This window comes from Paenibacillus periandrae, from assembly GCF_022458865.1.
Classification (GTDB): domain Bacteria; phylum Bacillota; class Bacilli; order Paenibacillales; family NBRC-103111; genus Paenibacillus_S; species Paenibacillus_S periandrae.
Genome location: NZ_JAJNMU010000025.1, coordinates 74,327 through 86,074, shown reverse-complemented (window position 1 = coordinate 86,074; position 11,748 = coordinate 74,327). Strand labels below are relative to the sequence as shown.

General features: G+C 41.2%; 12 protein-coding genes. 10 read left to right on the top strand and 2 right to left on the bottom strand.

Going from position 1 to position 11,748, the window contains the following annotated elements; genetic code table 11:
* Positions 1-61 precede the first annotated feature (61 nt).
* The 5 genes from cysC to LRL21_RS34440 all read left to right on the top strand — a co-directional run bounded on the left by cysC (position 62) and on the right by LRL21_RS34440 (position 5,134).
* A complete protein-coding gene (gene cysC, locus LRL21_RS34465; RefSeq protein WP_240420342.1) occupies positions 62-589 on the top strand; it encodes an adenylyl-sulfate kinase in 528 nt (175 codons plus the stop codon).
* Positions 590-1,284: 695 nt separating this feature from the next.
* On the top strand, positions 1,285-2,637 hold the full coding sequence (locus LRL21_RS34460; RefSeq protein ID WP_240420341.1) for a hypothetical protein: 1,353 nt from the start codon (positions 1,285-1,287) through the stop codon (positions 2,635-2,637).
* 108 nt (positions 2,638-2,745) lie between these two features.
* A complete protein-coding gene (locus tag LRL21_RS34455; RefSeq protein WP_240420340.1) occupies positions 2,746-4,194 on the top strand; it encodes a hypothetical protein in 1,449 nt (482 codons plus the stop codon).
* Positions 4,195-4,481: 287 nt separating this feature from the next.
* Positions 4,482-4,754 (top strand): hypothetical protein, encoded by a 273-nt coding sequence (locus LRL21_RS34450; protein WP_240420339.1) that lies wholly within the window; start codon positions 4,482-4,484, stop codon positions 4,752-4,754.
* A 62-nt stretch (positions 4,755-4,816) separates the two neighbouring features.
* Positions 4,817-5,134: a M24 family metallopeptidase gene (locus LRL21_RS34440; RefSeq protein WP_338044719.1), complete on the top strand. Its 318-nt coding sequence runs from the start codon at positions 4,817-4,819 to the stop codon at positions 5,132-5,134.
* Here the strand turns inward: LRL21_RS34440 and LRL21_RS34435 are convergent.
* On the bottom strand, positions 5,115-5,429 hold the full coding sequence (locus tag LRL21_RS34435; RefSeq protein ID WP_240420338.1) for a hypothetical protein: 315 nt from the start codon (positions 5,427-5,429) through the stop codon (positions 5,115-5,117). The two genes, LRL21_RS34440 and LRL21_RS34435, sit on opposite strands and share 20 nt — an antisense overlap.
* A 284-nt stretch (positions 5,430-5,713) precedes the next feature.
* Positions 5,714-6,661: an SDR family NAD(P)-dependent oxidoreductase gene (locus LRL21_RS34430; protein ID WP_240420337.1), complete on the bottom strand. Its 948-nt coding sequence runs from the start codon at positions 6,659-6,661 to the stop codon at positions 5,714-5,716.
* Positions 6,662-6,858: 197 nt separating this feature from the next.
* On the opposite strand from LRL21_RS34430, the gene LRL21_RS34425 reads away from it, so the two are divergent.
* From LRL21_RS34425 to LRL21_RS34405, 5 genes are all read left to right on the top strand, one after another.
* Positions 6,859-7,518: a TetR/AcrR family transcriptional regulator gene (locus tag LRL21_RS34425; protein WP_240420336.1), complete on the top strand. Its 660-nt coding sequence runs from the start codon at positions 6,859-6,861 to the stop codon at positions 7,516-7,518.
* 766 nt (positions 7,519-8,284) lie between these two features.
* Positions 8,285-9,001 carry a DUF3990 domain-containing protein gene (locus LRL21_RS34420; RefSeq protein WP_240420335.1) on the top strand — a complete coding sequence of 239 codons (717 nt, stop codon included), beginning with the start codon at positions 8,285-8,287 and terminating at the stop codon, positions 8,999-9,001.
* The gene (locus LRL21_RS34415; RefSeq protein ID WP_240420334.1) at positions 8,967-9,314 is read left to right on the top strand and encodes a hypothetical protein; all 348 of its coding nucleotides are present in this window, start codon (positions 8,967-8,969) and stop codon (positions 9,312-9,314) included. The genes LRL21_RS34420 and LRL21_RS34415 overlap by 35 nt, the downstream gene beginning before the upstream one ends.
* Before the next feature lie 159 nt (positions 9,315-9,473).
* A complete protein-coding gene (gene radC / locus LRL21_RS34410) occupies positions 9,474-10,151 on the top strand; it encodes a RadC family protein (protein ID WP_240420333.1) in 678 nt (225 codons plus the stop codon).
* A 159-nt stretch (positions 10,152-10,310) separates the two neighbouring features.
* Positions 10,311-11,462 (top strand): GAF domain-containing protein, encoded by a 1,152-nt coding sequence (locus LRL21_RS34405; RefSeq protein ID WP_240420332.1) that lies wholly within the window; start codon positions 10,311-10,313, stop codon positions 11,460-11,462.
* Positions 11,463-11,748: the final 286 nt, after the last annotated feature.

Here is an 11,748-nt window from a genome sequence, read left to right as displayed (position 1 = left end):
TAAACAAATTTAAAATGCCTATGGTAAACACGTTTTTAATTTTAGGTTGGGGGAATTTTGATTGAAGTCTAATGGATTTGCCCTATGGTTAACAGGTTTATCAGGTTCAGGGAAAACGACGCTAGCTAAAGCTATAAGTGAGGAACTAAACATTAGAGGAGTAAGAGTTGAATTACTAGATGGAGATGAAGTCCGGCAGAACCTTTCAAGTGATCTTGGATATACTCGAGATGATCGAAACACTAACATTCGGCGTATAGGATATATCACTGAGCTTTTGTCACGTAACGGGATTGGTGTTGTTGTAGCAACAATCTCTCCTTACCGAGAAACTAGAGAAGAATTAAAAAAATATATCACCAACTATTTGGAAATTCATGTGGATTGTTCCATTGAAGAGTGCATAAAGAGGGATGTTAAGGGCTTATACCAAAAGGCTTTAAAGGGAGAAATCAAGCATTTCACCGGTATTACTGATACTTATGAAGTACCTTTGAATCCAGATCTAGTTGTGAATACACAGTACGAAGATATAAAATTATGTGTAACAAAAATTCTAACTAAGTTAGAGCAATGTGGCCACATTTAAGTGTTGATGGTTTTATGAACTAAATTAACCGCTGAGGAGTGTGGGATCAACCGAAAAAACGTCTCGGGGTCCACAAGTGGAATACAAACCGGTTGTTGTGAAGAAGCACTAACACATTGACGGGTATTGAGGATCAAAGCAGCGAAAGTTATCTTGTTTCGAAACAACGCTTATACCTGGCTGGATCAATGTTCAGAGGCTGATAAATTGCTTAAAGACCAATTACAGGATTGAGCCTGTAGAAACGAGTTCTCGAAGAGGATCAGTTTGAGAACGTAGTCTTAGATATAAATACAACTATAGAACCCACAATTTCAAATATGGAATTTTTCATTAACAAGAATGATAGGAAAACCAGACGGGTCCATTATACTTTGGGAAACCTATACTTGGGAATCCCCTATACAAGTAAGTGAAGATGTAGCAACATTGTTAATCGGCAAGGGATCAGAGAAAATTTTGACTGAAACAACATTACGAACGGATACGATAGTTCAATCAATTGAAACGGGATCTTCGAATTCTGCGGATCCCATTTGCGACTTTGGAAGCATTTACGTGCTGTTTTGGCAAAGAAATAGTTCAAGTCTCATATAAATGTGACTTGAACTATTTCTTTGCCAATTTATATAAACCTGATGATATAAATGATATTATTGAAGTGAATATTTGAATACGAAACGAGGGTTTATATCTTGAAACAGCTTCATGTCATTCTTTCGTTTATTTCTATTTGTAGTGATTGCAGTCGGCGTACGGAAGAAATAATTGAAGACTTTGGGAAAATGGATTTAGCTGCTCTTGAGAGGAAGATGGAGGAGCGGGATATTAGTCTCTACCCGATCCTATGTAAAAATTGCGGTCAATCTACCCTACCGACAATAATGAGGCTTTTTGATAAGCTGCAGAAGCGTATCATAACGGAAGCTAAAATCGGAATCGACGTACCAGTAGTTGATGGGGAACGAGCAGGTTATGTATATTCCCGAACAGATGAGGAACAAGTGGAGATAGATCGTGGGCTATCAAAATGGAATGATTTTATAGTTGATCAAAGCGGATCGTTTTGGGAGCAATTCGTGAATCATGCCATTAAACATTGGAATGACTTCATTTCTGAATTATCTAAACAGGATTATGAAGATGCCTATATAGCATGTGGTTGGAAGCTTCTGGATCCGAAATCAACGGTGTTTATGTATCGTAAAAATGCAGCTGTATTGCTAGCGGAGGGTTCTAAAAGGGAGTTCTGGCGTTTTGCTAATCATAGAATGTTGCGGCATTTTATCGATTTAGGTATCGAAGCATGGGATATTAAAAATGACATTAAGTTGTTTGGACGTGAACGTGTTCGTTATATTGTTTTAAATTTACCTATTCCAGAGGAGTTAGAAGGGCTGCGTTCTCGGAGCATTGGTGAGTTGGTTAAGAAGGAAAATAGCGAACAAGCGTTTCTGTATCGTCGTATAGAGCAACTGTCAGGTCGTTTAGAGAAATCAAATCTTAGAGCGAACCGACTTCAGCAAGAAGTTGGAAATCTACAGGATAGGCTTGGAATTGCTTATCAGGATATTGAGAACCTTAAAGAAGACCGTTTTGAAGTTAGACAGGAAACAGGGCAATCCAAAAAAATTGAACGTTTAAAAGCATTAATAACTGAGTTGAAGGAAGAAAATAAAAACTTGTATAATCGTCTCTCTGACAATGATGAGATAAATACATATCCTGATATAAACGATCTCCAAATATCTAATGATGTCGAAGATTGTAATGAACATCTAGAGGGAAAAACTGTAGCATTTTTCGGAGGATGGCGGAGCGAACTTAGAAAAGAATTCGGTTGTAAAGTTATATTGCATGACGGCAAACGCCACGATCCCGAATTTTTCTCAGCTTTAAGATCAGCTGACGTTTATATTGTGTGGTGGGAATTCATCTCTCACGACTCAATGTGGGAGATCAAAGAATGGGCAGCGGATCGTGGAATCAAAGTTTTTTATTTGAGAGGCATGAATATAGAGAAAGCCTTGCAGATGATACGTTTATGAATGGGAAATATCATTCAAAATTTTGGGAAGCTATGCTATAATTTTAAAAGGCGAAGGACGCAGATTGTAGGCGTCCTTTGCCTTTTTTCATTGGGAGGGAGAGTTTATATGAGACACACTATAATTATTGGGACAGGTAATGAGCATTTAGATGATTTAATAAAAACGGATATGGAAGAAGCAAGCATAGGCTCTGTTGTTGCAACCGTGACAACACGAAATACGGTTATCAAAAGGTTTATGGAAACTGAAGCAAGTATGATATTTATTGGAGAAGAACTGGTTGGTGATGATGGATCGGATGATGAGTGGGAACGCATTATCGAGGAAATTAGGCGTATTAGTTTACAGATTCGTATTGTGTACTTCTGTGATCGACCAGCCGAAGATCTATTTTTGACAAAATTAACGACACATTCAGTCTATGACATTTTTAATGAGGGGAAGCTGCCGCCTTCCTATTTGGAACAACTTAAAATTCCCCCAGCTTATAAGAACATTGAGAAATTTAGAGGTAAAGTGGCGGAGGCTGCCCAACAAATTGCTGAAAAATCACGCGAGCAGCGAGCTGAAGAAATTATAAGAGAAGGGATAAAAGAGCAGCAACCAAAAAAGACAAAAGTTGTGAAGGAAGTAGCCAAAGAAGTCGTAGAGAGGGAAAAACTGGTTCATGTTTATGAGCGTTTGTTTGTTAAGCCTCAATTGATAGTAATAGCTTCTGCGTTTCCAGGTGCCGGCTCATCGATTATTGCCCGTATGTTATCTGAATATTTAGTGAATTTGACTTTGCAAGTAGGAATTTGTGAATCTCCATATAATCCATATTCTTATTTTGAATTGATTCACGGTCTGAAGCTCCTACGTGACCAGAAGTTCGATACCGGTTGGAAAAGCTGGCATCGACAAATTCTTGAGGATGAAACTATTGAGATTGGAACAGAACTTTATTCACATGGTGTAGCTTATATGATCAAGCATAGAGATGATATTCTAAAAGATTGGGATATGATGCACACGGCACATTTAGTAGGTTTTGCAAGACACTATCCTATCCTTATTTACGATATGAGCAGCTCGGGATTATCGGATGAACGTGAGAAAATCATCCTACGGCAGGCTAACAAAATTATATTAGTTAGTGGATATGACCCGCTCCGGGTGAATCGCGACTACAAGCAGTATGAAGAAACACTCCGTACTATTCGCGATAAAGTAATTGTTGTATCCAATAAATCAACCACTTGGTTACATAAAGAAAATGAGGAAGGACTTAAAAAGGCATATGGTGTTAATCATATCTATCCACTCCCTGTAATCCCGGCTATGCCAGATATATATATGAGTGGCGATTCGTTTTGGGAAAGTGCTTTTATTAAAACGGATACGCATGAACATATTAAATCCGTCTTTGCTGAAATATCAGTGGAACTTCTCACAGCTGAATTGATACAAAAGCTTATAAAGAAAGACAAACAAGGATTTATAGGGAAAATAATTAACAAGTTTAAAAAGGAGAATAAACAACCACCCGCTGAATTGGATGATAGCCCCGCTTAAATATTAACCGCCGCTGCTATAACAATGAGGTAATTGATAAAATTAAGAAGGAGAGAATGCTTGTGCACACATCATGCTGTCACTGAGGTGAACAGCTTGAGCAGCTGTAGTATTGCATTCGTTTGTTAAGTGAGGAACGATCGACTGCACTTTGGCGGATCATCTTGAGATGTTCCTCGAAGAAATCCCGTCCTTCTAATCATCTAGATTTGAATAACCAGATTTGAAAATTTCTTAATTAGATTACCTCAAGATAATGAAAAGAAATACAACTTAGGAGTGATACAATGATAAGTAAGATTTGTGGACCATGCGCTATTAAGGAAGGATTAGATTTGAACACCCGTTACGCCCTTGCCGTCGAACGAGTTCCAGGAATCAAATATGTTTGTTCAGTTTGTCATGAAGAACATGTTCTTGTTGTTATTTCTGTACCAATCAATAATGTTCAAGAATCCATTGCTGTTGCGGTCAATGCCACCCAAGCGGATGATAAGAAAATCCTTGGAGTTCCGAAAGCTAACATCCAACAAGTTGAACAAATCAAATTTTTTATTTAATCACCTGGAGACTCATGATAAAGGTCATTTCCCATCTCACGCACGGCGTAAAGGTGCACTAGATCGGACATCTGATCCAGCTGGAGGAGCACCGCGGCGCCTATCAGCTGATCCGCAATTTATGCAGTCACGGCATCGGCAAGGTGTTGCACGTGGCTCCGACGGAAAATTTGCCGGTATATAACAAGCACTATAAGCGGGTGCTGCAGGAAGGCATGGTGCTAACGATCAAGACGTTCCTGTCGACGGTCGCCCGCTTCGTCATCGCGCAGCCGGACCGCTGGGCGCTTAGCGTGCCGCGCCGCGAAATCGACTTGTACCACTATCCCGACGCTACGTGGACGAGGAAGACCAAGCGATCTATATCGCCGTCGATTTGAACCGCAACGAGCTGATCGCGATTACATTTCCGTTCGGGGCGTTGGAGAGGTGGGGGGAAGGCCGGCGCATTATTGAGATCGCAGAGCCCGGTCCAAGACTAGCTATCGCTACAACGCAGCACCGGCACCCGCTGTAACGCAGTGGATGCGCCAGCTTGTCGTTGCGGGCGGCACTGCGCATGCTGCGAGAATGCGGGTTAGGAGGCCTTGGCCCTTTCAAGAGCGTGAGCGGGCGGTTCATCGGAGCCGCTCTTTTGTGTCTGCCTTTCGGCAGTCGGTTCACTCGTAAACTCACACTCTCGCTTCCTCCAGAGTGCACTACCATTGGTATCTAGGTAAGCGTCAAATATCCCCATATCCGGTATTCCGGATATGGGGATATTTGACGCTTACCTAGTAATTGAGGATACCGTGCGCCGCTATGCGTTTCAGCATCTTCGCAGTCGCGAGCCCTATTCCGCTCGTGCCGCCAATGATCACCGCCCGCTTCGCTTCGTACCGTTCCATGCGTACTCTCCTTGCGACGCCAGCGGCGCCTAGCTGACTGTTTAGTACGATAAGACAAGGACGCCGGAGACACTAAGACAAGTCGACGCCTGAGACCTTGACGACAGCCTGCCACGCGGCTTCCTGGTTGGCGCGATCGTGGAGGTGTGGCTCGAGCTGCACCTCGATTGGGCCTGAGAACTTCCCTTTGGCCGAGGCGAAGAATTGCCCTGAGACGTCGGTTCCGAACTCCGACGCCTGGATGTAGCGACTGGCCGCGGTCTCCGGCGTCTGGTTCATGCCGGGAATGAGGTTCACGATTGGGATAAACACATACTTCAACAGAGGGCTAGCGCTTCGCTTCACGTTGGTGGCGGTCGCCCCACCGGGCGATACAGCGTACACAGCCATGCCGGACGGCAGCCGGCGCGCCAACGCTGCGACCCACCAAGCGATGATCAGCTTCGCGTCGGCATACGCATTGTTGGGCACGTACTTCACGTTCGGCCCGTTGCGAATCAGGGCTTCAACAGCGGCGGTTCGGTCGCCTTGGTGGTATTTGGCGGCGAAGGCGGGCAGGTCAGTGTATTTGAACATGGGCACGCCCCCTCGGGCAGGCTCCGCGCCGGCGATAACAATCCGCGCGTCGGGACTCAACAGGTTGGCATTCAGCAACCCGACAGTCAGTTCATGATGACCAATGAGCGGGGCCTGAGATGCCTCGACGCCCGCCGCGGTAATCTCGCGCTGCTTGAAGGGAACCAGCCCCGCATTGAGCAGCAAGAAATCAACCGGCCAACCTCGTTTGACCAGCTCGTCGAGGGCGGATTGAACGCTGGTCGGTGCGTCCAGATCCAGCTCCAGCGGAGTGAAAACCTGTGTCTTGGTCTCAGCCGCGAGTTGAGCGGCCGCTTCTTGAACCCGGGCCAGGCTGCGCCCGGTGACGATGACCTGGCGGTAACCCTCGATGGCGAGCTTGCGGGCTGCCGCATAACCGAGCCCGGAGGTGGCGCCTGTGACGAGTGCGATCGAATGTTCCATGTGTATTCTCCTTCTGAGGTTAGGGTTGCTTTGCTGATTTTGAACTGTGTGTGATGAAAAATGGACTACTTAGTCCATAGTAACATTAATGGACCCAATAGTCCAGTTCATGGTATAATATTGGTGAAAATCGTGCTTTACTTTCAGGATAGGAGATTACTGCAAAAAGAATGAGAAAGGAAGAGGGAAGAAAGCTTATGCCAAACAACGGGTCTTTAACTTCACGCGGGCAGAACAGTAGAGAGCGTATTCTCAATCAGGCAGCCCAACTTGTTTACGAAAAAGGCGTCCGGGGTACCAGTATGGACGATATGAGGGTCGCAGCTTGCGTCAGTAAAAGCCAGCTCTATCACTATTTTGATAATAAGGACGAATTGGTCCTGGCGGTTATTGAGCGGCAAACCGTCAATGTGCTGGGTGCGCAACTGCCTCTCCTGGAACATCTGGACACCTGGGAAAACCTCGAAAAATGGAGAACGACGATTATAGACTTAAAGGAAAGCAGCGAGAGCTTGGGAGGATGCCCGCTCGGTTCACTGGCTAGCGAACTAGCCGACCAGGACGAGACAGCCAGGGTGGCCCTGGTGCATTCTTTTGATGAATGGGAGCAATACTTTATTGATGGATTTAGCAAGATGAAAGAGCGGGGTGATCTTCGGGCCGAGACTGACCCGGCTGAACTAGCTTGTGCAGTTATAACCAGTCTACAGGGAGGGCAGCTCTTAACCAAGACCCGCAAATCGACCCGTCCTTTCAAAATTGCCCTTCAAACGGCCTACGCTTATGTATTTTCATTTGCGACCAACCCGCAGGACGTGGAAATGGCAAAAAAGGGACGGAGCCAAGCTAACCCATAAAAACAGTACTAACTCAAGCGAGCTGCCAAAACCCTATAGTAATCGAAAAAGCTTAGTTCTGTCACGTTGTATTAGGCCAAATTTAGGTGTCAGAACCTCTTAAACCAATGTTGAAAACTATATTCAATCGGCAATAATCAATGCAATTAAATAAAAGAAAATTAAATGTCAGCAAAAAACTTTAATTAGGATGTTTTTATTCACGCGGCTTTTCGAATCGCCAAGATAACAGACTCCATATTACAAATGCTGGAAAGTAGGCGTTTTTCATAACCAGGGAATTTTAGATGGTGAGTATGTTGATGTTATGGCGATGGAGAAATTGTTATAGAATAATAAAAACCATTTGTATCTATAAGGTGTGAGCCACCAGTTCTCCGCGAACAAGCCTTTGATTCCAAAATGAATCTCTTTATTGCAGATCATAAATTATTATGGTGAAGGGTGATTGTCAGTAATTATCATCATATGCTAAAATAAAAATGTAAATTTCATTTTGATTAACTTTGTTAATCGTTACACACGAAGATAAAAGCTCTAGTGGCGGTATGAATTCCTTGGGATAGATATGTCTATCTCAAGAAAGGATCTCCGACACCGGGCTTTTTTTTTGCGTGCGTTGTGGTGAATACAGAAATTTTTGAGGCAATGAAAAATGAATTGCACGGTGTATTTTTCAAAAGTAAAATAAAATAAATGGAGGAATGTCTAATGGTTATTTGTTTGAATTTTCTGAAAATAATTGATATAATGGTGGAGAGAGATCATGGCTGAAATTTTTTCGAGATTCACTTTTCCTGATTACGTTTATCATGGAACAGTACGAGAATATTTAAATGGTTATAAGGATAAATTAATTAATAAAGAAAACCTGCAACATAGTTTCAATAAAGATTTTGGAACAGGTTTGTACACAACAATTGATTTTCAGCAGGCAGCAGATTGGGCTCGTAAGTTATCCAATGACTTGGCGTTGTCAGATAATTTTTTTGGAGACGATACGCCACTTGTTATTGTAATTAAGGTAGAGCCTGATAATTATGATGGGGTTGTTGATGTGATGGACTTTCGTGGGGAATCAAGTGCATGGTCCAATTTTATCTTGAAGCATCGATTTAAAAGTTCATTGGATTTTGATCCGTGTGGTGATATTCATCCTCAGGTTGTCAGTGGCTCTATGGCTGACAATGATACTGGAGAAGTCATTAAGACCTTCCGTACGAATGGCTATCGGATCGATTTTGTTCATGACCAGCTTTGGTTTCAAAACCAAATTGTTTATAAGCAGAAGCATAAACGAGTGCTGGCTGGACTGGAGCTTGGCGATCAAATTGCTTTCTTTGACGAAAGATTAAACGATATGTTAAAATTAGTTGGTTATTGTACAGGTAATGATGATAATAATACAAACAATCTTGAGGATACTTACTGGAAGGGGTGGATGTACCATGTTTACAATGGTAAATCTGAGTCCGTACGATAAAGCGGTACTAGACGGGGTGTTGGCAGATAATCGCATCCCCAAAACCGAAGCGCATAAAGTTTTTAAAAAATATTACCCTCTGGTGCTGAATATCTATCGTAAAGAAGTAGAACCAGAAAAATATTCTAGCATGCTTCGTGGTATTTATTTAAAAAGAATGAAGCCTGAAGAAGTACTAAAAAGAACACTTGGTGTAAAATCGATTAAGACATATTCTTGGACTAATGATAATATTAAGAAACATATTGTTAACGTTGGCAAGCGTGTGACACATGCCAAACATTCTCCTCGAGAATATGCTCACTTACATTAAATTTAGAAACTAAAAAATTGTTAGAAGTGAAAGAGCCGCGGCAAATTTGCCAGCGGCTCTTTACTATTTAAATACAACTTCATGTAATATCCCTATGCACAGTGAGAACTAATAAATCCCCCTGTGCAATCAAGGGGGCGTCCTATGGAGGTTAATTGAATGAAGAACTCAATATTAGTATTAAATCAAACAGCAGTTAAGGAAGCTAAGACTGTTTTTTACAGAAGCTGCGATACAAATAGATTAACTGATAAGGATCTTCTAATCTTGATATTGGAGCCTCTAATTGGTAATCAATCACTCTCAACAGTTGCGGACGATATTCTTCAAAAAGGATTGCCTTATTTAGCAACTCTTTCTGAATTTGAGTTGTCAACATTGTTCGGGTTAACTGAAACTCAAAGCTTTCATTTAATGTCGGTTTTTGAGATGTCGCGGCGAATTCATGGCGCTTCACCGGATGAAGAAATAATTATTCGTAGTTCCAATGATGTAACAAAAATGCTTTGGGATATTACGAACCTGGACAGAGAGCACTTCATAGTCATTTACCTTAACGTTAAAAACAGAGTGATTGGACGGGAGACAATATCTATTGGTTCTCTAAATGCAGCAATTGTGCATCCAAGAGAAGTCTTTAAAGCAGCTATTCGAAGAGGTGCAGCTTCTATTATTTGTGCACATAACCATCCCAGTGGTAAACCAGATCCATCGTCTGAAGATATCGAACTTACGAAAAGATTGGTGGAAGCAGGGGAGATTGTGGGTATCGAAGTTCTTGATCATATTATTGTTGGACAGACCACTTACAGCTTTAAAGAAAATGGTAACATTTAATTTGGAAGCCATAAATAAAATGAATAATCATTTTTTCATAAAAGAATCATTGAGCATTAATGAAAAAAAATGTTATGTTGAATATGTTCGAGTTTTGCTCTTAAGGCTGACTATTGTCATGAGGATAATATAAGAACAGATTATTGGAGGAACATAACGATGGAAGCACCATTAAAGCCGGAGCAAACGCAAGATATTTTGAACCCTGAAAAAGGACTTGGAATAAGGATGATTTTTGCATTTATCACTGCATTTGGCCTGTTAGCTCTAACACTGTTTGCATTCAATGCAATGATTGATACTGCTTTCTCAATCCTGATCGTTAAGACATATCTGATTCTTAATGAAATTGTTAGCTTCTTTTTTGTGTTAAATGGAAACTTTAACACAAAAACCATATTCATTGCATTTATATTTTTGATTTTTGCTGGATTGGGTATGTATCATTATCTAGGTAAATGGGCGCTATGGTTGTGTAGCCGAGACAGAGAGAGAGGTCAGCTTTATTCTTGGATGCCAAATTTTCTTTACCATGGATATGCAGTAGAAAGATACAAGCTGTCGAATAAAGAAGAGGAAATAAAAAAACTTCAAAAAGATATGGCAGCAATTGAAGCCGAAAAAATGGTTACAGGTCTTCTTCTTGATGAAATGCGGAGATCTGTTAATAACTCCCTTAGAGACCGCAGACTGGTGTTAAATCTAGATAATTTAATTGGGAAATGTTACAGTATGGCTGCGAAATCATTCACGCTTAAAGATCATGAACCATACCGCTTGAATTTATTTTTAAACAGTGTTTGTGCTGAGATTTGCAGTACAACTATGGATAGCAACAATAATAAGCACGCCTACATTTTTTTAAGAGATTTTACTGATGAAAAGATGGAACTTGTAGGTGAATGTAGAAGTGGAAGCAATATCAGTAGTAATTTGTCATTTGAAGAGGGAATTGGATTTGTCGGTAGGGTATGGAAGAATAAAGAAAAAATGATTTACACAGACATTGATAAGCAGGCCCACGAAATCATTGTAAAGCAAGGAGAAAGAAGGTATAATAGCATTGCAGGGGTACCAATTATTCATAATGATGATGTTATCGGTATTGTTGTGGTAGCCTCGCAATTAAAGGATGAAATAAGTGAAGTTGATTATGACAATATTCAAAGATATCTTAATATTATTCAACTGAGTATATTAATTGAATTATCTTACAGAATTAAAAAAGGTGGTGACGAGCATGCAATTCTTTATGAACTTATTTCGCAAAAGACGTTCTTTGGAAGATCAAAATCTGGATCAACTTCTTAAATTAACTTTAGAACTTCGAAGCATTAATGATAATCGAAACATGGACAGTGATCTTCGTTTAAAGAGTGTCTTGAATATTGTGAATCAAGCTCAACTTGCTATCTCGGAAAAAAACACAAAAAAAGCTTTAGCCCATAGCCATAGTTGATCAATAAACCCAACACTCTGTGTTGGGTTTATTTTATTTATGTACCTCGACTATAATAAACTCCCGCAGCATCACCGCATCCTGGTGCTTCCGGATGCGGACAAATCGAAATACCCAACTGCTATTTGGAAATAGAGT